Annotated in this window: 20 protein-coding genes; 11 read left to right on the top strand and 9 right to left on the bottom strand. The window is 64.1% G+C overall.

The annotated features are described in order from the left end of the window. Window positions 1–28: 28 nt before the first annotated feature. The 3 genes from M1D34_RS13850 to M1D34_RS13840 form a co-directional block, all read right to left on the bottom strand. Complete coding sequence (locus tag M1D34_RS13850) at window positions 29–1,981, bottom strand: bifunctional 5-dehydro-2-deoxygluconokinase/5-dehydro-2-deoxyphosphogluconate aldolase (RefSeq protein WP_127540018.1); 1,953 nt, start codon at window positions 1,979–1,981, stop codon at window positions 29–31. 119 nt (window positions 1,982–2,100) lie between these two features. Beyond that, complete coding sequence (locus M1D34_RS13845; protein WP_498779506.1) at window positions 2,101–2,955, bottom strand: MurR/RpiR family transcriptional regulator; 855 nt, start codon at window positions 2,953–2,955, stop codon at window positions 2,101–2,103. Between the two features lie 296 nt (window positions 2,956–3,251). Then, window positions 3,252–4,382, bottom strand: coding sequence for a Gfo/Idh/MocA family protein (locus M1D34_RS13840; protein WP_498779504.1), 1,131 nt, complete (start codon window positions 4,380–4,382; stop codon window positions 3,252–3,254). Window positions 4,383–4,633: 251 nt separating this feature from the next. On the opposite strand from M1D34_RS13840, the gene M1D34_RS13835 reads away from it, so the two are divergent. Beyond that, window positions 4,634–5,449, top strand: coding sequence for a class II glutamine amidotransferase (locus M1D34_RS13835; protein WP_498779502.1), 816 nt, complete (start codon window positions 4,634–4,636; stop codon window positions 5,447–5,449). On the opposite strand, the gene coaBC is transcribed toward M1D34_RS13835, so the two are convergent. Beyond that, window positions 5,441–6,646: a bifunctional phosphopantothenoylcysteine decarboxylase/phosphopantothenate--cysteine ligase CoaBC gene (coaBC, locus tag M1D34_RS13830; protein WP_498779500.1), complete on the bottom strand. Its 1,206-nt coding sequence runs from the start codon at window positions 6,644–6,646 to the stop codon at window positions 5,441–5,443. The genes M1D34_RS13835 and coaBC overlap by 9 nt on opposite strands. A 142-nt stretch (window positions 6,647–6,788) precedes the next feature. Here coaBC and M1D34_RS13825 point away from each other — a divergent pair, with 142 nt between their 5' ends. Both M1D34_RS13825 and M1D34_RS13820 read left to right on the top strand, forming a co-directional pair. Beyond that, window positions 6,789–7,247, top strand: coding sequence for an Rrf2 family transcriptional regulator (locus M1D34_RS13825; protein WP_003527776.1), 459 nt, complete (start codon window positions 6,789–6,791; stop codon window positions 7,245–7,247). After that, window positions 7,237–8,142, top strand: a complete 906-nt coding sequence (locus M1D34_RS13820; RefSeq protein ID WP_498779498.1) for an NAD(P)/FAD-dependent oxidoreductase — start codon at window positions 7,237–7,239, stop codon at window positions 8,140–8,142. Before M1D34_RS13825 ends, M1D34_RS13820 begins: the two co-directional genes overlap by 11 nt. Before the next feature lie 116 nt (window positions 8,143–8,258). On the opposite strand, the gene M1D34_RS13815 is transcribed toward M1D34_RS13820, so the two are convergent. The 4 genes from M1D34_RS13815 to ubiE all read right to left on the bottom strand — a co-directional run bounded on the left by M1D34_RS13815 (window position 8,259) and on the right by ubiE (window position 12,191). Beyond that, window positions 8,259–8,864: an ankyrin repeat domain-containing protein gene (locus M1D34_RS13815; protein WP_027989524.1), complete on the bottom strand. Its 606-nt coding sequence runs from the start codon at window positions 8,862–8,864 to the stop codon at window positions 8,259–8,261. Window positions 8,865–8,968: 104 nt separating this feature from the next. Next, window positions 8,969–9,748 (bottom strand): SDR family oxidoreductase, encoded by a 780-nt coding sequence (locus M1D34_RS13810; protein WP_498779496.1) that lies wholly within the window; start codon window positions 9,746–9,748, stop codon window positions 8,969–8,971. A gap of 87 nt (window positions 9,749–9,835) precedes the next feature. Further along, complete coding sequence (gene ubiB / locus M1D34_RS13805; protein WP_010968529.1) at window positions 9,836–11,410, bottom strand: 2-polyprenylphenol 6-hydroxylase; 1,575 nt, start codon at window positions 11,408–11,410, stop codon at window positions 9,836–9,838. 4 nt (window positions 11,411–11,414) lie between these two features. Beyond that, a complete protein-coding gene (ubiE, locus tag M1D34_RS13800; protein ID WP_003527766.1) occupies window positions 11,415–12,191 on the bottom strand; it encodes a bifunctional demethylmenaquinone methyltransferase/2-methoxy-6-polyprenyl-1,4-benzoquinol methylase UbiE in 777 nt (258 codons plus the stop codon). Between the two features lie 181 nt (window positions 12,192–12,372). Between ubiE and mutM the strand changes: the two genes are divergently transcribed. The 8 genes from mutM to M1D34_RS13760 all read left to right on the top strand — a co-directional run bounded on the left by mutM (window position 12,373) and on the right by M1D34_RS13760 (window position 20,220). Beyond that, window positions 12,373–13,278: a bifunctional DNA-formamidopyrimidine glycosylase/DNA-(apurinic or apyrimidinic site) lyase gene (gene mutM, locus M1D34_RS13795; protein WP_153313585.1), complete on the top strand. Its 906-nt coding sequence runs from the start codon at window positions 12,373–12,375 to the stop codon at window positions 13,276–13,278. 56 nt (window positions 13,279–13,334) lie between these two features. After that, the gene (locus tag M1D34_RS13790; RefSeq protein WP_498779493.1) at window positions 13,335–14,108 is read left to right on the top strand and encodes an enoyl-CoA hydratase; all 774 of its coding nucleotides are present in this window, start codon (window positions 13,335–13,337) and stop codon (window positions 14,106–14,108) included. 191 nt (window positions 14,109–14,299) lie between these two features. Next, complete coding sequence (gene rpsT / locus M1D34_RS13785; protein WP_003527759.1) at window positions 14,300–14,566, top strand: 30S ribosomal protein S20; 267 nt, start codon at window positions 14,300–14,302, stop codon at window positions 14,564–14,566. A 1,006-nt stretch (window positions 14,567–15,572) separates the two neighbouring features. After that, on the top strand, window positions 15,573–17,015 hold the full coding sequence (gene dnaA / locus M1D34_RS13780; protein ID WP_015007101.1) for a chromosomal replication initiator protein DnaA: 1,443 nt from the start codon (window positions 15,573–15,575) through the stop codon (window positions 17,013–17,015). Between the two features lie 123 nt (window positions 17,016–17,138). Then, on the top strand, window positions 17,139–17,513 hold the full coding sequence (locus M1D34_RS13775) for a YciI family protein (protein ID WP_498779490.1): 375 nt from the start codon (window positions 17,139–17,141) through the stop codon (window positions 17,511–17,513). Next, entirely contained in the window at window positions 17,510–18,781 is a 1,272-nt protein-coding gene (locus tag M1D34_RS13770) for an RNA polymerase sigma factor (RefSeq protein WP_498779488.1), read from the top strand. Before M1D34_RS13775 ends, M1D34_RS13770 begins: the two co-directional genes overlap by 4 nt. Window positions 18,782–18,855: 74 nt before the next feature. Beyond that, window positions 18,856–19,338, top strand: coding sequence for an SRPBCC family protein (locus M1D34_RS13765; RefSeq protein ID WP_107607971.1), 483 nt, complete (start codon window positions 18,856–18,858; stop codon window positions 19,336–19,338). Between the two features lie 15 nt (window positions 19,339–19,353). Continuing rightward, complete coding sequence (locus M1D34_RS13760; RefSeq protein ID WP_003527739.1) at window positions 19,354–20,220, top strand: nuclear transport factor 2 family protein; 867 nt, start codon at window positions 19,354–19,356, stop codon at window positions 20,218–20,220. A 16-nt stretch (window positions 20,221–20,236) separates the two neighbouring features. Here M1D34_RS13760 and hemW read toward each other — a convergent pair whose 3' ends face one another. Then, the gene (gene hemW, locus M1D34_RS13755) at window positions 20,237–21,418 is read right to left on the bottom strand and encodes a radical SAM family heme chaperone HemW (protein WP_003527738.1); all 1,182 of its coding nucleotides are present in this window, start codon (window positions 21,416–21,418) and stop codon (window positions 20,237–20,239) included. Window positions 21,419–21,424: the final 6 nt, after the last annotated feature.

The following is a 21,424-nucleotide window of genomic DNA, read 5'->3' as shown; positions in this document are numbered from 1 at the left end:
ATCCTTGCGCCGCCTTTTCATTTGACCGCTACGCCGCCTTGGTCTCACCCAATTGCAGCCAGAGATCGACGAGCGCCTTGAACTTCGCCGCCATGTCGGAGACTGCCTGCTCGTCGGTCATCCTGCCGGCGAGCCAGGCCTTGGCGGCGTCGGCGAAGATCGTCCGGCCGACGGCAAATCCCTTGACCGTCTTCGACGTTCTGGCGGCGGCGAATCCGTCCTTCAGCACCTCGTAGGGTGCTTCCAGGCCGAGGAGCACCACGCCCCGGCAAAGCGGATCGCGCGTCTCGATCACGGCGTCGATCGCAGCCCAGGCGGCGCGGCTCGCTTGCGGCTCGAGCTTCCACCAGTCCGGCTTCAGGCCGGCATCATAGAGCTCCTCCAGCGCCCGCGGAATGGTCCGGTCGTCGAGTTTCCCGTGCTTGCCGGCGATGATCTCGATCAGGATCTCGCGCCCGACCTTGCGCGCCGCCTCGAAGGCCGAACGCAACTTTGCGACCTGAGCGGCCTTGAGTTCGGCCGGATCGTCGGGATGGTAGAAGGAAAGCACCTTGATGCAATGGTCGACCGGCCAGTCGACAAGGCGGCTGCCGAGGTCCTGGCTGAATTCGAAGGTGAGCGGCCGCGAGCCCGGAAGCTCGATCGGCTTGCCGATCCAGAAGTCGCGATGGGCACCGGCGGCATAGAGCGCATCGCGGCCGTATTTGTCGTCGATCAGCATGCCGAAGCCGGAGCGGCCTTGAGCCACCTCTGCCGCCGCCGCGACGGCGAGCACCTTGAAGGCCGGGATGCGCGAGAGCAGTTCGGGATTTCCCTCGGCAATGTCCTCGAGCTGACTGCGATGGTCGACGGCGAGCGCCATCAGGAGCGGGATGTCGCGCCGGCGCGTCGTCGCCCAGTGCACGTGGTTGATCGCCTCGTCCTTGCGCAGCGCCTTCTCCTTGCTGCCGTGTTCGAGGAAATATTGCAGTTCGGTCCAGGTCGGGATTTCCGGCGCGCAGAGCAGGCGCGAAACCGCGAAGGCGCCGCAGGCGTTGGCCCAGGTGGCGGAAGTCGCGTGCGGCTCGCCGGTGAGCCAGCCGCGCAGAAAGCCCGACATGAAGGCGTCGCCGGCGCCGAGAACGTTATAGACCTCGATTGGAAAACCCTTGCCGACGATACCGTCTTCGAGATCGTCCGAGATCGGTCCATCATAGACGATGCAGCCCATCGGCCCGCGTTTGAGCACGATCGTGGCTTTGGAGAGCGAGCGGATGGTCTTGAGCGCCGCGAGGAGGTCGCTTTCGCCGGAGGCGATCAGCACCTCTTCCTCGGTGCCGACAATCAGGTCGCAATCGCCGAGCACGGTCTTCAGATGCGCCGAAACGCGGTCCGAGGCGATGTAGCGGCTCTCGCCCGCATCGTGGCCCGCAAGACCCCACAGATTGGGGCGGTAATCGATGTCGAAGACGATCCTGGCGCCGCTTTCCTTGGCGATCCTTATCGCCTTGCGCTGGGCGGCGTCCGCATTCGGTTTGGCGAAATGCGTGCCGGTGACGAGGACCGCGCGCGCGGAACGGATGAAATCCTCGGAAATATCGTCCTCACAAAGCGCGTTGTCGGCGCAATTGTCGCGATAGAAAAGGAGCGGGAAGGATTTGTCGTTCTCGACGGAGAGGATCGCAAGTGCGGTCAGCCGCTCCGGGTCGGTGACGATGCCGCGCGTCTCGACGCCTTCGCGCTGAAGCTGCTCGCGGATGAAGCGGCCCATCTGTTCGTCGCCGACGCGTGTCAGGAGCGCCGATTTCAGGCCGAGGCGCGCTGTGCCCACGGAAATGTTGCAGGGGCAGCCGCCGACCGATTTGGCGAAGCTCGCCACGTCCTCGAGCCGCGTGCCGATCTGCTGCCCGTAGAGGTCGACCGAAGCTCTGCCGATCGTGATGAGGTCGAGGGGCTTGGCACCCGCACCTGATGGAACTTGGGCCGATGGAATCTGGCTCACTGCTTCCTCCCCGCGGACGCCGGACCGGCGCCGACAAATATGCCTATGCCATGGGTGACGAGCATATGAAACATAAATTCCGTTGTTTCGTCAATATGGAATTTCCATTCTATATTGTCTCACTCGCCCTCGGCGAGGCGACGCCGTTTCTCGGCGATTGCGACGGTCAGCGCCATGGCGAAGGCCATGCTGGCGGAGAGCGAACGAAAGCCGGCATGATCGGCCTCGACCAGTTCGAACCAGACCCTGGAGGATTCGGCGAGCGGCGAGAAGGCGGAGTCGGTCAGCGAGACCACGGGTACCTTGCGGTTGGCGAGCAAGCGCGCCTGGCTGGCGCTTTCCGACGCGTAGGGCGAGAAGCTTACGGCGAAGGCGGCATCCTCCTTCGTGGCCATGGCCAGCATGTCCTCGTCGATCCCGGCGGCGGTCCCGACATGCTGGTACTTCACCTTCAGCTTGCCGAAAGCGTAGGCCATATAGCTGGAGATCGGATAGGAGCGCCGCTTGGCGATGAGGTAGATCGTGTTCGCCTTGGCGAGAATGCCGACGGCGCGCTCGAACGCCTCCGGATCGACCGAGGTCGCGATATTGTCGAGCGAGCGATGGGCGGCCGCGACGAAGCCGTTGAAGATCGATCCGCTTTCGAGCCTGCTGTGATCGTTCTGGCGCAGCGCCTTCAGCCGTTCCTCGTAGCCGGGCGTGCGCTCCCGCAGGCGTGCGCGAAAAATCTGCTGCAGGCTCGAAAAGCCTTCGAAGCCGAAGTGCTGGGCGAAACGCACGAGCGTGGAGGGCTGGACGTCGGCCGAAGTCGCAATGCTCGCCGCAGTCCCGAAGGCGATCTCGTCCGGATTGTCGAGCGAGTAGGCCGCCACCTGTTTCAGCCGCTTCGGCAGCTGCGCCTTGCGCTCGAGGATGACCGCCTTCAGCGTTTCGAAATCCTGCGGGATATCGGCAATCGTTTCAGGCGTGGGCATCGTTCGGGCCTCCGGGCTCGCTCTTGTCGTTTGCCTCAGTCTAATCGACTAGCCATTGCGGGGATAGAACGGATGTTCCATTTTGGCTTCCTTATCCCAGGCGAAGTTCGCAGGCCGCATCGCCACAGGCTTCCCCTCATCCGGCCTGCCGGCCACCTTCTCCCCGCAGGCGGGGCGAAGGAAACTCGCGGCGCCACCTTCGCCACCATGCACCGACCGGCCGCGAACCATCGGGCACGTCCTCGGGTTAAACCCGAGGAGAGGGGCAAAGACGACAGCGAGTCGGGCCACCAAGATCAGCCAATCTCCACCCACTCGTTCGTCCTTGCGGAGTGATAGGTCGCGGAAAGGACCTTCTGCACTTCGTAGCCCTCTCGGAAATCGGTCGAGGTTTTGCTGCCTTTGGCGATCGCTTCCAGGAACTCGTTGGCCTCGATCGCCTTCAGCTCGTTGAAGCCGATCTGGTGGCCCGGTGCCACGCAGAAGGCTCCGTAGGGCGGATGCTCCGGTCCCGCCCAGATCGTACGGAAGCCGCGGCTCCTGATGTCGTCGCCGGCGTAGTAGACCCTGATCTCGTTCAGGCGCTCCTGAGTGAAGACGATGCTTCCCTTGGAGCCGTAAATCTCGAAATCGTGCTGCATCTTGCGGCCGGTCGCGATCCAGCTCGCTTCGAAGCTTCCGCTCGCGCCGCTCTCGAAACGGACGAAGGCCCGCGTAACGTCGTCGACCTCGACCGTCCGGGTCGCTGTGGCGCCGCGCGCGACAGGGCGCTGCGGAATGTGGATGACGGTCTCTGCCAGCACGGACCGGATCGGCCCGACGAGATGGCGCATGCAGGCGATCATGTGGCTGCCGATGTCGGCGAGCGCACCGCCGCCGCTGCGCGGGTCCAGCCGCCAACCCCACGGAACGCTCTCATCCGCCATGAAATCTTCCGCGTGAATGCCGCGAAACGACCGTATTTCGCCGATCTCGCCGCTTTTGATAATGTCGCTCGCGAGAAAAATGAGCGGGTTCTTGAGATAGTTGAAGCCGACCTGGGTGACGACGCCGGCCTTTTCGGCAGCTGCGACCATCTCGGCGCAGTCGGCGACCGTCGGTGCCAGCGGCTTTTCGCAATAGACGTGCTTGCCGTGGGCAAACGCAGCGAGCGCCATCTCCTTGTGCAGGAGGTTCGGCGTGGTGATGTCGATGATGTCGATCTCGGGGTCGGTCAGAAGTTCGCGCCAGTCGGCGGTCGCCTTGCGGAAGCCGAGCCGTCCGCGGGCCGCCTCCGCGCCCTCCTGCGTCACGTCCGCGACGGACACGAGATCCAGTTCGAAGGGCAGGTCGAAAACTCGTGCCGCAATCGTGAAGCCAAGGGCATGCGCCTTGCCCATGAAACCCGTCCCGATCAGGCCAATGCCCAGCCTGCGCTTGCGGCTCATCTCGTTTCTCCCGGGCCAGGCCCTCGTCTGTGCTTGGCGAAATGAAATGAAATGCGCGGGAATTGTCAATATGGAATATTTGTTCGAAAATCTGGTCCGCGTGCCTGATGGAACAGAGCGTACCCGCTCGGCCCGCTATGCTTGGGGAAGAATGTGTTAACGCATTTTTACCATGTTGCGTTGAAACATCACTGGTGACGGTGGTGGACGAATCGCTTTCATATGGTGGGGCGAAATCGGAGTGATCGAGCATGTGCCGTTGGGCAGCCTATCGCGGAGAGCCGCTTTATCTCGAAGAACTCGTGACGTCGCCCAAGCATTCCCTGATCGAGCAATCCCATTGCGCCGTCAGGGCGAAAACGGCGACCAATGGCGACGGCTTCGGAATAGCGTGGTATGGCGACCGCCCGGAGCCGGGCCGCTACCGGGACATCCTGCCCGCCTGGTCCGACTGCAATCTCAAGAGCATTGCGAGGCAGATTCGCTCGCCGCTGTTCCTCGCCCATGTGCGCGCGGCCACCGGCGGCGGCACGCGCCGCGACAATTGCCATCCCTTCGTCTTCGGCCGCTGGTCCTTCATGCATAATGGACAGATCGGCGATTTCGAGCATTTGCGGCGGCCGATGGAGACCATGCTCGACAACGAGCTCTATTCGGCGCGCAGCGGCACGACGGATTCGGAGCTGCTCTTCCTGCTCGCCCTGCAGTTCGGTCTCGACCGTGATCCCCTCGGTGCCGTGGCCGAGGCGCTCGCCTTCGTCGAGCGGCTTGCCGAACGCCTGGGACGCCCAGCACTCGTGCGCTTCACGGCGGCCTTCTCCGACGGCCGCGATCTTTATGCGGTCCGCTATGCCACGGATTGGAAAGCTCCCACGCTCTATGCCGGTCCGATGGGGTCGAGTGGCGGCTATTGCCTCGTCTCCGAGCCGCTCAACGACGACGACGGCGCCTGGGTGGAGGTTCCGGACGGATCCGCGATCATCGTCGGGGAAAACGGTGTCGACGTTCGCCTTTTCGGGACGGCCGATGTGGCAATGGCGCCCGCCTCCCGTCTGTTTTCAGGATGAAAGCTTCGCCATGATCAGCGCTGCGAGCTTCGCCGCGACATCGTCCTTGCCCATTTCCGGCCATTCCTCGGTGCCGTCACGGCCGATAAGCTTCACGCGATTGCGGTCGCCGCCCATGATGCCGGTTGCGGGCGAAACGTCGTTGGCCAGAATGTAATCGGCGCCCTTCTTCTGGAGCTTGGCGCGGCCGTTCTCGGCGACGTTCTCGGTCTCGGCGGCAAAGCCGATCACGAGCTTCGGCCGCGATGCGTGGTGGCCGACGGTCTTCAGGATGTCGGGATTCTCTGCAAGCTGCAGCGGAGGAGGGGCTTCTCCCGGCCGCTTCTTGATCTTGTTGCCGGCGGCCGATGCGACGCGCCAGTCGGCAACGGCTGCCACCATGACGGCCACATCGGCCGGCAGCGCAGCCAACACCGCATCACGCATCTCCTCGGCGCGCTCGACCCGGACGACGCGGACGCCGGCGGGGTCCGCGATCGTCACCGGCCCGGAAACGAGCGTGACCTCGGCGCCGAGCCGTGCCAGTGCTGCGGCGATCGCGTGGCCCTGCTTCCCGGACGAGCGGTTGGCGATGTAGCGCACCGGATCGATCGGCTCGTGCGTCGGTCCGGATGTGACGATGGCCTTGCGCCCGGCGAGCGGCCTTGCTTCGCTGAACAATTCCTCGACCGCCGCGACGATCTCCAGAGGTTCGGCCATGCGGCCTTCCCCTGCCTCGCCGCTCTCGGCCATTTCGCCGGTGGCAGGCCCGACGAAGCGGACGCCGTCGCCGGCGAGCGTCGCGCGGTTGCGGAGCGTGGCAGGGTGCGACCACATCCTCGGGTTCATCGCCGGCGCGAGCAGCACCGGCCGGTCGGTCGCCAGGAGCACCGTCGAGGCGAGGTCGTCGGCGTGACCGTGCGCCATCTTTGCCATCAGGTCGGCCGTTGCCGGTGCCACGACCACGAGATCGCAATGGCGCGCCAGCCGGATGTGACCGACATCCTGCTCGTCCTCGCGCGAGAAAAGCTCCGTGAAAACGTGGGAGGCCGAGAGCGCGCCGACGGTCAGCGGCGTCACGAAACGCTGCGCCGCCGCCGTCATCACCGGACGCACGTCGGCGCCGCGCTCGCGCAGGCGGCGGATCAGATCGAGGCTCTTATAGGCCGCGATGCCGCCGGAGATGATGAGAAGAATGCGCTTGCCCGACAGTGTCATTCCGTTCCGGCTTGAGCCGCTCCCGTCCGTTTCCGGCGACCCTACTCGACCGCCTTGCCGCGCGCAATTGCGCGCCTGATTTCGAGTGCAGGCCCGATTTCGAAGCTTGACTTTCCCGGTGTCACGTAACACATTGAGTTACATGAAACGCGATAGCAGACTCTCCATTACCCTGCATGCGCTCCTCCACATGGCGGAGCGTGAAACCATCACCTCGGAGGAGCTGGCAGCCTGCCTCTCCACCAATCCCGTCGTGGTCCGACGCACCATGGCGGGTTTACGGGAAGCGGGTCTCGTCCGCTCCGAAAGGGGGCATGGGGGAGGCTGGTCGCTCGTGCGCGATCTCGCAACGATCAGCCTTGCGGACGTGCATGCCGCGCTCGGTGAACCGGCCGTATTTGCGATCGGCAACCGAACCGAGGCTCCCGGCTGCGTAGTGGAACAGGCGGTCAATGCCGCGATGGACGGGGCGCTCCGGGATGCCGAGGCGCTTCTCATGCAGCGATTGGAACGAATAAGCCTGGCGGATCTTTCAAACGATTTCCAGCGACGAATGACGACCCGTCGCCAGCAGATGAAGGAGCAGAACCATGGCGGTTGATGTGATGCCGGTAGATGTGGCGATCGTGGGTGGAAGCTATGCGGGGCTGTCGGCGGCACTCCAATTGGCCAGAGCCAGACGCTCCGTTGTCGTCGTCGATGCGGGCGCGCGCAGGAACCGCTTTGCCGAATCGTCGCATGGGTTCCTCAGCCGGGACGGCGAGGCGCCGGCGGCGATTGCGGCGCACGGCCGCGAACAGTTGCTGGCCTATCCCAATGTGCGTTTCGTCGAAGGAACGGCCGATACGGCGGGCCGCGACGGCGCCAATCTGGTCGTCTCGGTGCAGGGCGAAAATATCGCGGCGCGGCGGCTGATCCTGGCAACGGGCGTGGTCGATGAATTGCCGTCGATACCGGGACTTCAGGAACGCTGGGGCCGCGCCGTCTTTCACTGCCCCTATTGCCATGGCTATGAGCTCGGGCAGGGCCGCATCGGCGTTCTCGCAACCGGTGAGCACAGTTTTCACCAGGCCATGATGCTGCCGGACTGGGGGCCGACCATCCTGTTCGCCAATGAAGCGTTCGAGCCCGATGCCGCTCAGGCCGCCATGCTGGAAGCGCGCGGTGTGGAGATCGAAAGGGAGAGGGTCGTCGCCGTTGACGGAGCGAAGGCGAGCGTGGTTCTGGATGGCGGCCGGGCCGTTGCTCTCGAAGGCCTGTTCGTCGCGTCGCGCACCCGCATGGCGAGCGATCTGCCTGCAGCGCTCGGCTGCGAATTCGAGGACGGACCGCTCGGACCCTATATCCGGACGAACGAGGCAAAGGAGACGAGCGTCGAGGGCATCTATGCCTGCGGCGATGCCGCGCGGGGCGCGGGCTCGGTCTCGCATGCGGTCGGCGATGGCGTCACGGCAGCCGTGGCCGCGCATAAGTCACTGATTTTCGACGTGCATTAGATCACGATGTTTTTAGGTCGGGTCGACCTGAAAACATGAATGTGATCGATTCCAAAAAGTTAGAGCGGGATGCGGGCGGAAAACCGCACACACTTTTCCTATCCCCCTCTAAGCCTTCATTCCGCCGCTTGATGAGCGCCGCCGGCGAGGAGGAGGCGCTCGATCTGCCGGAACCCTCGCCTTTTTGCATGGGCGAGGGGCGTAACGCCGTCGCCGTCTGCCAGATCGACATCGGCACCGGCCTCGATCAGCAGCCTGACGATCTCCGTATGGTTGTCGCCTCCGTTGCCGAGGATGATCGCCTCGAGAAGCGCCGTCCAGCCGAGGCGGTTTACATGATCGACGGCAACGCCGGCATCGATCAGCGTCTTCACGGTTTCGACATGGCCGCGCTCGGCGGCGGGAATGAGGGCGGTGCCGCCGTAGCGGTTGGTGCTCTCCAGATCGGCGCCATGCGCGAGCGTCATCTTCAGTATTTCGAGATGGCCGCGCGCGCCGGCATAGAGATAAGGGCTGTCCTGGATGCGGTCCCTGGCGTTGACGTCGGCGCCGGCCGCGATGAGGACCCTTGCTGCCTCGATATTGTTCTCATGAGTGGCGATGAGCAGGGCCGTCGCGCCTGTTTCGTCGCGCGCATCCACCGGTGCGCCGCGGTCTACGAGAGCGCTGATTTCGGCGGCCTTGCCCAGCCGGGCGGCCGTGAGGAGTTCTTCATCCAGCATGGCGGCCCTCACGATCCCTGTTAGGCTGAAAAGAATGACGAGAGCGGTGACGGCGCAGCGCCGCAGGCCTCGTGCCGCCGGTCTCTGAAGCGGGATGAGCATGGTCAGAGCATCGAACGGCTGAGCCCGCCGTCGACAGGCAGCGCAATCCCGGTGATGTAGGCGGCCTGCCGGCTTGCGAGAAAGGCTGCGGCAGCACCGAACTCGGCCGGCGTCCCGTAGCGCCCGACCGGAATTTCCGACTGGCTGCGCGCTGCAACGGTTTCGACGCTGACGCCTTCGGCCTCTGCATCCATGCGATCGAAGCCCAGCGTCCGGTCCGTTGCGAGCCTGCCGGGCAGGAGCATGTTGACGGTCACGCCGTCGGCTGCCACCTCGCGGGCGAGTGTCTTCATCCAGCCGGCAAGCGCGCTGCGCAGCGCATTGGACGCCGTCAGGCCGGGGATCGGCTCGCGGATGCTGGTGGAGGCGACGGCGACGATGCGGCCGAAGCGGCGCTCCCGCATGGACGGCAGCAGGCGGTGGGCGATGCGCATGCCGGAAAGCACCATCGCCTCGAACTGAGCCCGCCAGAAGCCGGGATCGATGTCGGCAGCATTCGTCGGCGGCGGACCGCCACCGTTCAGTACCAGAATATCGACCTGTCCGAATGCGGAGGAGAGCCGATCGAGGAAGGGGTCGAGGATTTCAGGCTTTGCAAGGTCGAGCGAAAAGCCGGCAGCGTCCGGGCCGATTTCCGCTGCGGCCTTGGCTGCGGTTTCTTCGTTCCGGCCGGTCAGCGCGACCGCAACGCCTTCCGCCGCGAGCGCTTCGGCGATACCGCGCCCGAGCCCCTTGCTGGCGCCGAGAACGAGCGCCCTTTTGCCGCTAATGCCGAGATCCATATTCCTTCCTCCTGCTTTGATCGTTGGCGCCTCTTGGCTGCCGGGCACTTCTCTCCGGCAGGCTGGCAAGGAGGCCCGCCGCTCCGCTCACGCAAGCTGCCAGGCGATGTAGACGAGCGCCGCCGCGATAACCCATAGTGCGATACGGCCCGAGCGCGTATGGCGCGCCTCGGACCTGCCGATCGCTTCCGCGGTCTCCGGATCGAAGCGCAGGCCGTTCTCGCTCATCGCCATGATTTCCCCGGAGAAGCGTTCCGTCCGCGCCGCAATCTCGGGCAGCGCTTCGGCAACCCGGAGCGCCGCATGAATGCCGTCGCGCAGATCGGCGACGATGCGTTTCGGCCCGAGATTATCCCTTATCCACTTGCCGACCACCGGTTCGGACGCCTTCCACATGTTGAAGCGCGGATTGAGCGTTCGGGCGACGCCCTCGACGACGACCATCGTCTTCTGCAGCATCACCAGTTCGGGACGCGTCTGCATGTCGAAAAGTTCGGTGACCTCGAACAGAAGCGTCAGCAGTTTCGCCATCGAGATCGTCTCGGCCGGCTGGCCGTGGATCGGCTCGCCGATGGCGCGGATCGCCTGGGCGAAGCTTGCGGCGTCGTGGTGCGAGGGAACGTAGCCGGCCTCGAAATGCACGTCCGCGACGCGCTGATAGTCGCGCATGATGAAGCCGTAGAGGATCTCGGCCAGGAAGCGGCGTTCCTTCCGGCCGAGGCGGCCGACGATGCCCATGTCGACGGCGACGATATGGCCTGCCTCGTCGACGAACAGGTTGCCCTGGTGCATGTCCGCATGGAAGAAGCCGTCCCGGAGCGTGTGGCGCAGAAAGGACTGGATCAGCGTTTCGGCCAGGCGGTTCAGGTCATGGCCGGCCCGTTTCAGCCCTTCGATGTCCGACATCTTGATGCCGTCGATCCATTCCATCGTCACGACGTCGCGGCCGGTGCGCTCCCAATCGACCCTGGGCACGCGAAACCCGGAATCCTCCCTGGTGTTCTCGCCAAGTTCGGAAAGCGCCGCGGCCTCGAGCCTCAGGTCCATTTCGACCTTGGTCGTCTGCTCCAGCGTCTTCGTCACTTCGACCGGCCTCAGGCGGCGCGTATAGGGCAGGAATCGCTCCTGCATGCGCGAGACCAGATACATGGCCTCGATGTCGGCCACGAAGCGCTGGCGCACGCCCGGGCGGATGACCTTGACGGCCACCCTTTCGCGCGTGCCGTCGCGCATGACCACGGCGGGATGGACCTGGGCGATCGATGCGGCTGCGATCGGTTCGGAGAATTCGAGGAAGAGCTCACCGACGGGGCGCCCGAGAGACGCCTCTATCGCCGCCCTGGATGCGCTCTCAGGAAAGGTGGCCATGCGGTCCTGGAGCAGCGACAGGTCCGCGGCAAGTTCGGCGCCGACCACGTCCGGGCGCGTCGCCAGAAACTGGCCGATCTTGACATAGGAAGGGCCGAGCCGTTCCACCGCCCGGGCGAGGCGGCCGCTGCGCGCACCGAGCCGGGCCTCGCGGCTGGCGAGCAGGCCGGCGAGCTTCTGCACGAAGCGTGCGAGCGGGGGCAGGTGTTCGGAGGGGACCGCCGCAAACGCATTCTCGCGCGCAAGGACCCAGCCGATCCGTATGAGACGGAAATATGCTCCGGGAGTGCTCATGCGCTCAGATTTTCCAGCCGGAATGCAGCGCTGCGATGCCGCCGGTATAATTGGTGAAGGAGACGCGCGCGAAGCCGGCATCGCGGATCATGGCGGCGAAATCACGCTGGTTCGGAAACTTGCGGATCGATTCCACCAGATACTGGTAGGGCGCATCGTCGCCGGTGATGAGCTTTCCGAATTTCGGTATCGCATTGAAGGACCAGGCATCGTAGAAGCGGTCGAGCAGCGGCATTTCCACTTCGGAGAATTCGAGCACGAGCAGCCGGCCGCCGCGCTTCAGCACGCGGTAGGCCTCCTTGAGCGCGACCTCTATGCGCGGCACGTTGCGGATGCCGAAGGCGATCGTGTAGGCGTCGAAGGAATTCGCCGCGAAGGGCAGGTCTTCGGCATTGGCCTCGACGAAGTCGAGATTGGCTTCGATCCCCTTCTTGCGGGCGCGCTCGGCGCCGACCGAGAGCATCGAGCCGTTGATGTCGAGCACGGTCGCATGGGCCTTGCGCCCGGAGCGCTCGACGATGCGGAAGGCGATGTCACCGGTGCCGCCGGCGACGTCGAGAACCCGATAGTCCTCGCGGCCCGGCGGGTTGAGCGCCGCGATCATCGCATCCTTCCAGACTCGGTGCAGCCCGGCCGACATCACGTCGTTCATGATGTCGTAGCGTTTGGCGACCTTGTGGAAGACGTCGTTGACGAGCGGCTGCTTCTCGCCCGTGCCGACTTCGCGGAAACCGAAAGAGGTCTCCATTCCGCCCCTCGCCGATACGCGCTCATCCGCCATACGAAACTCCACTTCAACGAATTTTGCCGGCACCATAGCGAAATCGCTCCGTGCACGCTATCTGAGCGAGAGGCGACCGGCTGCCGCATGGAGCGGGATATAGGCTATCGGCGGCGTCATGGGAATGGCGTGCCGCTCACGCGGGCGGGTGCGATGAATAAAGGATGAAGGAACACGGCCGATGCCGGAATTGCCCGAGGTGGAAACGGTCAAGCGCGGACTGGCGCCGACGATGGAGGGTGCGCTTCTGGTGCGGGCGGAGTTGCGCCGGCCGGATTTGCGCTTTCCGTTCCCCGAGAATTTCGCGAACGCGGTCGCGGGCCGCCGGATCATCGCCCTCTCGCGGCGCGCCAAATATCTGATGATCGAGCTCGAGGGCGGCGACGTCATCATCGCCCATCTCGGCATGTCCGGGTCGTTCCGGATCGAGAAAGGCCCGATAGAGGCTGGTGCGGATCCGGCCACGCCCGGCGCTTTCCACCACCCGCGCGGCAAGGACGAGAAGCACGATCATGTCGTCTTCCATCTCGATGGCGGCTCCGGGCCGGCACGGGTGATCTATAACGATCCGCGCCGCTTCGGTTTCATGGATCTGGCACGGCGCTCTGCGCTCGCCGATCACGTCTTCCTCCGCGGCCTCGGCGAGGAGCCGACCGGCAACGCCCTCGATGCCGCCTATCTCGCCGCCCGTTTCGCCGGCAAGATCCAGCCGCTGAAAGCCGCTCTTCTCGACCAGAGGACGATCGCGGGGCTCGGAAATATCTATGTTTGCGAGGCGCTGTGGCGCTCGGGCCTCTCGCCGAAAAGGGCGGCAGGCACGCTCGTCGACAAGCGGGGCCGGCCGAAACAGGCGCTGATCGCGCTGACGGAAAGGATCCGCGCCGTGATTGCCGATGCGATCGCCGCCGGCGGCTCCTCGCTCAAGGATCACATTCAGGCGGACGGCAGTCTCGGCTATTTCCAGCACAGCTTCTCCGTCTATGACAGGGAAGGCGAGGCTTGCCGCACGCCCGGCTGCCACGGTACGGTCGCCCGCATAGTACAGGCGGGACGTTCGACTTTTTACTGTCCGCACTGCCAGAAATAGGGCGGCATGGCACATTCCGCTCTTCAATCTTCCGATAACGCGTGAAGGAGACGGGAATGAGTTACGAGACGCTGCTGGTCGAAACGCAGGGCCGCGTGGGCCTGATCACGCTCAACCGGCCGCAGGCGCTCAATGCGCTGAATGCGGTGCTGATGCGCGAGCTCGATGCCGCGCTGAAGGCCTTCGACGCCGACAGGGCCGTCGGCGCCATCGTCCTTGCCGGCTCCGAGAGGGCCTTTGCCGCCGGCGCCGACATCAAGGAGATGCAGGGGCTCGATTTCGTCGACGGTTACCTCGCCGATTTCCTTGGCGGCTGGGAGCATGTCGCGAACGCCCGCAAACCGATGATCGCCGCCGTATCCGGTTTCGCGCTCGGCGGTGGCTGCGAGCTCGCCATGATGTGCGACTTCATCATCGCCTCCGAAACGGCGAAGTTCGGCCAGCCGGAGATTACGCTTGGCGTCATTCCCGGCATGGGTGGATCGCAGCGCCTGACCCGCGCAGTCGGCAAGGCGAAGGCCATGGACCTCATTCTCACCGGCCGCATGATGGACGCGGCGGAGGCGGAGAGCTCCGGGCTCGTTTCGCGCGTGGTGGCTCCGGACAGGCTCCTGGAGGAGGCGCTCGGCGCCGCGGAGAAGATCGCGTCATTCTCGCTGCCGGCGGCGATGATGGCCAAGGAGGCCGTCAACCGCTCTCTGGAACTGACGCTCGCCGAGGGCCTGCGCTTCGAGCGGCGGCTCTTCCAGTCGCTTTTCGCAACGGAGGACCAGAAAGAGGGCATGGCCGCCTTCGTCGCCAAGCGCAAAGCCGAATTCAAACACAGGTGAGCCATGGACAGGACTCGGTTTTCTCAAATTGCGCGTTGACGTGCGGGCGGTTTCCCTTTATACGCCGCCCTCAGTTTGGAACGCCCTCGTTCGAGGCTTTCCGATAATACTCCCGAATTGCTTGTATGACAGGTCGCAGTGACCCGGCACGGCGAGGCGGAGTCCATGTCAGTTTTCGAAGAGAGGCATCAATGGCCAATACAACTTCGGCGAAAAAGGCGACCCGCAAGATCGCACGCCGTACCGCAGTGAACAAGGCCCGTCGTTCGCGCATCCGCAGCTTCGTCCGCAAGGTCGAAGAGGCGATCGCTTCCGGCGATCAGGCACTCGCAGCCGCCGCCCTGAAGGCGGCACAGCCGGAGCTGATGCGCGCCGCCACGAAGGGCGTAATGCATTCCAACACGGCATCGCGTAAGGTCTCGCGCCTGGCGCAGCGCGTGAAGAGCCTTTCGGCCTAACCCGGCTAAGAAAAAAGCTGTTGATGAAGTGCCCGGCGTTTTCGCCGGGCTTTTCCGATTCGTGCCGCCGCCAACGGCCTGCGCGATTGACCTTGCCACGCTCGTGTCAATCCCGTGACAAAAAAATTGCAAGCTTTTCAATGGCTTATGAGAGGTTGCGGCAAAAATGTGGTCTGGCGGGGCGGGCGGATTGAGTCCGAAGTGAGTCAAGCCATTTTTTATTTTTTTTCTTTTTCGCCAGCTAAGCAAGAACGCAAAAAACAAAACCCTTGATTCAACAGGGATTCTCGCCGGACTCGGGGAGCGGGATGCAAAACCCGGCACGAGAGTCAACTGTCGACGCTTACGGGCGGGTAAAAAACGCGATTGATCTTGCCGGGCGATCCTGCCTAAATGCCTTCCACAGGGGACACAGATTACATCTGTACGAGGAAGTTTAAGGGTCATTCCAATCGGGGTGACTTTGGGCTTTCCGTCGCCTGTGGCGGGGTTAATTCCACGTCGATCAATCAAACAAGTCGAGACGATAAAACCGGGCGAGCCTTCGCACCGGAGCGAGGACGTTTCGCCTTGTGGTTGCCGGCAGGGCTTAGCCTTGTGAATGCGTTGGAGCAGGAAGAAGGAGGCTCGGGCTGTCCCCTACGTACGAGGGTGCGGTCAGCCGGCAACGAGGAAAAACGGTTCCGGTCGGCTTGAAAAGAGCCGTGCAGAATCGGTAAGGCGAAGTGCGAGGGGACATTTGCTTGAGGCGAAGGCAAGCGAATGAGCGCAGCGTGCCGTGACGGGATACGAGGAGCCCGGTTCGGTGCGTATCAGAGCGTCCGGCTGACGCGGCACGGCTTTTGAGCGGCCGTGGCGGGCGGGCATAAAAGATGAGGCCGCCAGAAATGACGGCATCGGAATAATGAAATTGGAAGGCGGCAAGATGCGGATGAATTTGGCGACGGCACCTGGAGGTTTTCAGGCCGGAAGCAATCAGTCTCAGGCGGCGGGGGAAAAACACGACATGCGGCATGACGCACTGTTTGAGCGGGTAAGTGCGCGCTTGAAAGCCCAGGTCGGTCCGGATGTCTTCGCAAGTTGGTTTGGACGCCTCAAGCTCCATTCAGTGTCGAAAAGCGTCGTGCGCCTCTCGGTCCCGACGACTTTTCTGAAGTCCTGGATCAATAATCGCTATCTCGATCTGATCACCACGCTCGTCCAGCAGGAGGACAGCGAGATACTGAAGGTGGAGATCCTCGTGCGCACCGCGACCCGCGGTCATCGCCCGACGGCTCCTGAAGAGAGCGTTGCCGCGGCTGCCGAAGCGGCGGTCGTCCCTCCCTCCCGCCGTTCGGCGGCCCCCACCGTGGCAATTGCCGCCGCTGCGGTTGCGGCAGCTCCGGCGAGACCCGTCCAGGCGCCGCTTTTTGGCTCGCCGCTCGATCAGCGCTACGGTTTCGATAGTTTCGTAGAGGGCTCGTCGAACCGGGTCGCGCTCGCGGCAGCGCGTACGATTGCCGAGGCTGGCGCCGGCGCCGTGCGCTTCAATCCGCTTTTCATCCATTCGAGCGTTGGTCTCGGCAAGACGCATCTTCTGCAGGCGATCGCTCTCGCTGCCCTCCAGAGTGCGCGCGCGCCACGCGTCGTCTATCTGACGGCCGAATATTTCATGTGGCGTTTCGCAACGGCGATCCGCGACAATGACGCGCTGTCGCTGAAGGAATCGCTTCGCAACATCGACCTTCTCATTATCGACGACATGCAGTTCCTGCAGGGCAAGTCGATCCAGCACGAGTTCTGCCATCTGTTGAACATGCTGCTCGACTCCGCCAAGCAGGTGGTCGTCGCCGCGGACCGTGCACCCTGGGAGCTGGAATCGCTCGACAGCCGCGTTCGCTCGCGCCTGCAAGGCGGCGTGGCGATCGAGATGGAAGGGCCGGACTACGAGATGCGCCTGGAAATGCTGAAGCGTCGTCTCGAAGCGGCGCGCCAGGACGATGCCTCGCTCGAGATTCCGCTCGAGATACTGAGCCATGTCGCCCGCAACGTGACAGCCAGCGGCCGCGAACTCGAGGGCGCCTTCAATCAGCTTCTCTTCCGCCGCTCCTTCGAGCCGCAGCTTTCGATCGAGCGGGTCGACGAACTGCTCGGCCATCTCGTCAATGCCGGGGAACCGCGCCGCGTCCGCATCGAAGATATCCAGCGCGTCGTCGCCAAGCATTACAATGTCTCGCGTCAGGAGCTGGTCTCCAACCGCCGCACCCGCGTCATCGTCAAGCCGCGCCAGATCGCCATGTATCTGTCGAAGACACTGACCCCGCGCTCCTTCCCCGAGATCGGCCGCCGCTTCGGCGGGCGCGACCACACGACCGTGCTCCATGCTGTGCGCAAGATCGAGGAATTGATTTCTGCCGACACCAAGCTCAGCCACGAGATCGAGCTTTTGAAGCGACTGATCAACGAATAGAGGCAGGAAAGCCCGACGTTACGAAAGCCCGGTCCGCCGGGCTTTTTTGTTGAGCGTTTTTTTCGCCCCGCTTGTCGGCTATCAATAGCGCCATTCGTCTTCAGACCAGAGCGGAGATTTTCAATGCTTTACGCCGTGCTTTGCTACAACGATGAAAGCGTCACCAGTGCCTGGAGCAAGGAGGAGGACGAGAGGGTCATGCGTGATCTGAGCGCCGTCCAACGCAAATATGTCGAAGCGGGCAAGCTGGGGCCCGTCGCGCGCCTGGTGCCGACGACGGCGGCGGCGACGCTGCGCCACAGCGCCGGCGAGACGATCGTCATGGACGGCCCCTTCGCCGAGACCAAGGAACAGTTGCTCGGCTTCTATCTGATCGATTGCGCCTCGCTGAATGAGGCGCTCGACTTCGCGCGCGATCTGAGTAACGCCAATCCGACCACGGGCTCCTACGAGGTCCGGCCGCTCGCGCTTTATAAACCCGGTGAGCTGCCCTCATGACCGACACAGGCTGGATCGATCTTGCTCTTGTTTCCGCGCGGCCGCAGGCAATGGGTGCGCTGCTGCGTTACTTTCGCAATCTCGATCTGGCGGAGGAGGCGTTCCAAGAGGCCTGTATCCGGGCGCTGAAAAACTGGCCCCGTACAGGTCCGCCGCGCGATCCCGCCGCCTGGCTCATCTTCGTCGGCCGCAACAGCGGCATCGACAAGGTGCGGCGGCAGTCGCGCGAGACGGCACTGCCGCCGGAGGAACAGCTCTCCGATCTCGACGACCGGGAGAGTGAACTCGCCGATCGCCTCGACGGGGCGCATTACCGCGACGACATCCTGCGGCTGCTCTTCGTCTGCAGCAACCCGGCGCTTCCGGCAACCCAGCAGATCGCGCTTGCACTGCGCATCGTATCGGGGCTCTCCGTCAGGCAGATCGCCCGTGCTTTTCTCGTCAGCGAAGCGGCGATGGAGCAGCGCATCACCCGCGCCAAGGCCCGCGTCGCAGCCGCCGGCATCCCGTTCGAGACACCCGATGCCGTCGATCGCGCCGAGCGGCTCGCTGCGGTCGCGACGATGATCTACCTTGTCTTCAACGAGGGCTATTCGGCGATGAACGGCCCCGAGGGCGTCTCCGCCGATCTTTGCGACGAGGCGATCCGCCTGTCGCGCCTGCTGCTGCGGCTGTTTCCCGCCGAGCCGGAAATGATGGGGCTGACGGCGCTTCTGCTGCTCCAGCATTCGCGCGCCCGTGCGCGCTTCGATGCCAATGGTGCCGTCGTCCTGCTCGAAGATCAGGATCGGCGGCTCTGGAGCCGGCCGATGATCACCGAGGCGCTGGCGATGATCGACAAAGCAATGCGCCATCGCCGCCCCGGTCCCTACCAGATACAGGCAGCAATCGCGGCCCTGCATGCCCGCGCCGAACGTCCGGAGCAGACGGATTGGGAGGAGATCGACCTCCTCTACCAGGCGCTCGAGCGCCTGCAGCCCTCGCCGGTCGTCACGCTCAATCGCGCGGTCGCGGTCTCGAAACGCGAGGGACCGGAGGCCGCACTGGCGATGGTGGAGCCCCTTGGGGAGAGGCTTTCCGGCTATTTCTATTATCACGGCCTGCGCGGCGGCCTTTTGAAGCAGCTCGGCCGGGCATGCGAGGCGCGCACCGCCTTCGACCGGGCGATCGCACTGGCCACCAACGCGTCCGAAGCGGCCTATATCCGCATGCAGCTCGATCACCTCGCGGCCGAGCCGGCGACGGTCGCGGAAGAAGAAAAGCGATAAATTTTTTCTGGCCCCTGTCGGCAGGCGGCATCCTCCTTCGTCCTTGGAATGAACCAACATGGAGGATTTCGAAAATGACTGCAGCGACCGACACCAATTCCGGCGGCGAACGCGAACTGGTTCTGACACGGCTGATCGATGCCCCGCGCGAGAAGGTCTACCGGGCCTTCACCGAATCCGAGCTTCTGAAGCAGTGGTTCGCTCCACTGCCGTGGACGATCACGGAAGCGGAGCTCGACGTCAGGGCGGGCGGCACCAACCGCTTTGTCATGCGTTCGCCCGAGGGCGAACTCTATCCTAATCAGGGCGTCTATCTGGAAGTCGTGCCGAACGAGAAGATCGTCGTCACCGATGCCTTTACGGAAGCCTGGAAGCCGTCCGAGAAGCCGTTCATGACGGCGGTCATGACCTTCGAGAACGAGGGCGGCAAGACCCGCTATACGGCCCGCGCGCTCCATTGGAGCGTCGAGGACCGCGATGCCCATGAGAAGATGGGCTTCCACGAGGGCTGGGGCCAATGCGCCGATCAGCTTGCGACACTCGTTGCGAAACTCTAAGAGGAGGACCGGGTCATGACCATTACCGAGAGCAGGAGTGCGGCCGTTGCGGAGATCGAGGAGGTAATCGGGGACTGGGCGGAGGCGCTGCGCCGGAAGGATGCCGCCCGCGTCCTCGCCCACGGCACGGAAGATTGCCTCGTCTTTTCGCTGGCGCCCCCCCTCAAGGCTTCCGACGCAGATGCCGGCGGCCTTGAGCAGTGGTTTTCCACGTGGAAAGGGCCGCTCGGCTTCACCCTCGAGGAGCTCGACGTTTCGGTGAGCGGCGACGTCGCCTTCGCCACTGCGCTGACGCATCTTTCCGGCGAGAAGCACGATGGCCAGAAGGCGGCGCTCTGGTATCGCCTGACCTTGGGCCTGACACGCACCGACAGGGGATGGAAAATCGCCCATCAGCACGAATCCGTCCCCTTCTACATGGACGGAAGCTTCAAGGCGGCGATCGATCTCGATCCCCGGTCCGAGGTCGACTGGCAAGCGCCGTCGCGCCCGCCCATGCCCGGCGTCATCGCCTATCTCAACGTGGAGGATGCAGATGCGGCGGCGGCCTTCTATGTCCGCGCTTTCGGCGCCAAGGAGGAGGACCGCAAACATGCCCAGGATGGAAAGCGCCTCATCCACTGCCACCTGACGATCAATGGCGGCGCATTGATGCTGAACGATCCTTTCCCGGAATTCGGCCATCCCTGGAAGCCGCCGGAGGGCTTCGTGCTGCACCTCGTCGTCGATGACGCTGATTTCTGGTGGAATCGGGCGGTGGAGGCCGGCGCAGAGGTGACGATGCAGCTGGAGATCGCATTCTGGGGCGACCATTACGGCCAGCTCCGGGATCCCTTTGGAGTTACCTGGGGGATCGTCGCACCGGTGAAGGAAGGCGGCTGAGCCGCTCGGCCCGCGATCAGCAGGCGAGGTCGGCCACCACGGCGTCGAGGATCAGCATTCCGGCGGGCGTGCAGCGCAGCCGCGAATTGCCGATCCGTTCGATGAAACCATGCTCGATCAGGAATTCTTCCCGGGCCGGATCCGGATCGCGGCCCGAGAGGGTCTGCCAGCGGGCGAGATCGACGCCTTCGCGCAGCCTCAACCCCATCAGCAAAAGCTCATCGGCCTGCGCCTCGAAATCGAGCAGTTCCCGCTCGACCAGGCCTTCGCCGCACTCTTCGACGCGTTGCAGCCATGCCTCCGGGTTGCGCTCGGTTGCGGTCGCGATCTTGCCTGATCCGATCGCCAGCCGCCCGTGGGCGCCGGGGCCGATGCCCGCATAGTCGCCGTAGCGCCAATAGGTGAGGTTGTGCCGGCTCTCGGCCCCCGGCCGGGCATGATTGGAGACCTCATAGGCCGGCATGCCGATATCAGCGGTGATCTCCTGCGTGGCCTCGTAGAGAACCGCCGACTGCTCGCCATCCGGAACGACGAGTTTCCCTGCCTTGTGCAGGCCGTAGAAGGGCGTCCCTTCCTCGATGGTAAGCTGGTAGAGCGACAGATGATCGACGGCGTAGGAAACCGCCTCCTTCAGCTCCCGCTCCCATTCCTCGACCGTCTGGTTCGGCCGCGCATAGATAAGGTCGAAGGACATGCGCGGAAAGATCTCGCGCGCGAGCCGTATCGCCTTCAGCGCATTCTCGACATCGTGCAGCCGCCCGAGAAATTTGAGGTCACGGTCGTTGAGAGCCTGTACGCCGAGCGAGACGCGGTTGACGCCGGCCGCCCGATAGCCGCGGAAGCGCGTTGCCTCGACGCTGGACGGGTTCGCCTCCATGGTGATCTCGATGCCATCAGGCACGTGCCAATGCCGGGCAATGCCGTCGAGGATCGCCTCCACCGTCCGAGGGTCCATCAGCGACGGGGTACCCCCGCCCATGAAAATGCTGGTGACGGTTCTCGGACCGGAAAGCGCGCGCACCGCGGCCATTTCCTTCAGGAATGCGGCGACGAAGCGAGGCTGATCCACCGGCTGATGGCGCACATGGCTATTGAAGTCGCAATAGGGGCATTTCGCCGCGCAGAAGGGCCAGTGCACATAGACCCCGAAACCGGGGTCCATGCCGTCACCGATCGCTGAAAGCGGGGCTATCTGCATTGTCTT

This window comes from Ensifer sp. D2-11 (assembly GCF_054161295.1).
This window is presented reverse-complemented; position numbering and strand designations above follow the sequence as displayed.

What these genes read in the sequence shown, in the direction of transcription:
- M1D34_RS13760 (WP_003527739.1), top strand. Translation starts at nt 19,354, where the DNA reads ATGACCATTACCGAGAGCAGGAGTGCGGCCGTTGCGGAGATCGAGGAG.
- hemW (WP_003527738.1), bottom strand. Translation starts at nt 21,418, where the DNA reads ATGCAGATAGCCCCGCTTTCAGCGATCGGTGACGGCATGGACCCCGGT.
- coaBC (WP_498779500.1), bottom strand. Translation starts at nt 6,646, where the DNA reads ATGACACTGTCGGGCAAGCGCATTCTTCTCATCATCTCCGGCGGCATC.
- M1D34_RS13840 (WP_498779504.1), bottom strand. Translation starts at nt 4,382, where the DNA reads ATGAGCCGCAAGCGCAGGCTGGGCATTGGCCTGATCGGGACGGGTTTC.
- M1D34_RS13810 (WP_498779496.1), bottom strand. Translation starts at nt 9,748, where the DNA reads ATGGATCTCGGCATTAGCGGCAAAAGGGCGCTCGTTCTCGGCGCCAGC.
- M1D34_RS13845 (WP_498779506.1), bottom strand. Translation starts at nt 2,955, where the DNA reads ATGCCCACGCCTGAAACGATTGCCGATATCCCGCAGGATTTCGAAACG.
- M1D34_RS13820 (WP_498779498.1), top strand. Translation starts at nt 7,237, where the DNA reads ATGGCGGTTGATGTGATGCCGGTAGATGTGGCGATCGTGGGTGGAAGC.
- mutM (WP_153313585.1), top strand. Translation starts at nt 12,373, where the DNA reads ATGCCGGAATTGCCCGAGGTGGAAACGGTCAAGCGCGGACTGGCGCCG.
- M1D34_RS13790 (WP_498779493.1), top strand. Translation starts at nt 13,335, where the DNA reads ATGAGTTACGAGACGCTGCTGGTCGAAACGCAGGGCCGCGTGGGCCTG.
- M1D34_RS13815 (WP_027989524.1), bottom strand. Translation starts at nt 8,864, where the DNA reads ATGCTGGATGAAGAACTCCTCACGGCCGCCCGGCTGGGCAAGGCCGCC.
- ubiB (WP_010968529.1), bottom strand. Translation starts at nt 11,410, where the DNA reads ATGAGCACTCCCGGAGCATATTTCCGTCTCATACGGATCGGCTGGGTC.
- dnaA (WP_015007101.1), top strand. Translation starts at nt 15,573, where the DNA reads ATGCGGCATGACGCACTGTTTGAGCGGGTAAGTGCGCGCTTGAAAGCC.
- M1D34_RS13770 (WP_498779488.1), top strand. Translation starts at nt 17,510, where the DNA reads ATGACCGACACAGGCTGGATCGATCTTGCTCTTGTTTCCGCGCGGCCG.
- rpsT (WP_003527759.1), top strand. Translation starts at nt 14,300, where the DNA reads ATGGCCAATACAACTTCGGCGAAAAAGGCGACCCGCAAGATCGCACGC.
- M1D34_RS13775 (WP_498779490.1), top strand. Translation starts at nt 17,139, where the DNA reads ATGCTTTACGCCGTGCTTTGCTACAACGATGAAAGCGTCACCAGTGCC.
- ubiE (WP_003527766.1), bottom strand. Translation starts at nt 12,191, where the DNA reads ATGGCGGATGAGCGCGTATCGGCGAGGGGCGGAATGGAGACCTCTTTC.
- M1D34_RS13825 (WP_003527776.1), top strand. Translation starts at nt 6,789, where the DNA reads ATGAAACGCGATAGCAGACTCTCCATTACCCTGCATGCGCTCCTCCAC.
- M1D34_RS13765 (WP_107607971.1), top strand. Translation starts at nt 18,856, where the DNA reads ATGACTGCAGCGACCGACACCAATTCCGGCGGCGAACGCGAACTGGTT.
- M1D34_RS13835 (WP_498779502.1), top strand. Translation starts at nt 4,634, where the DNA reads ATGTGCCGTTGGGCAGCCTATCGCGGAGAGCCGCTTTATCTCGAAGAA.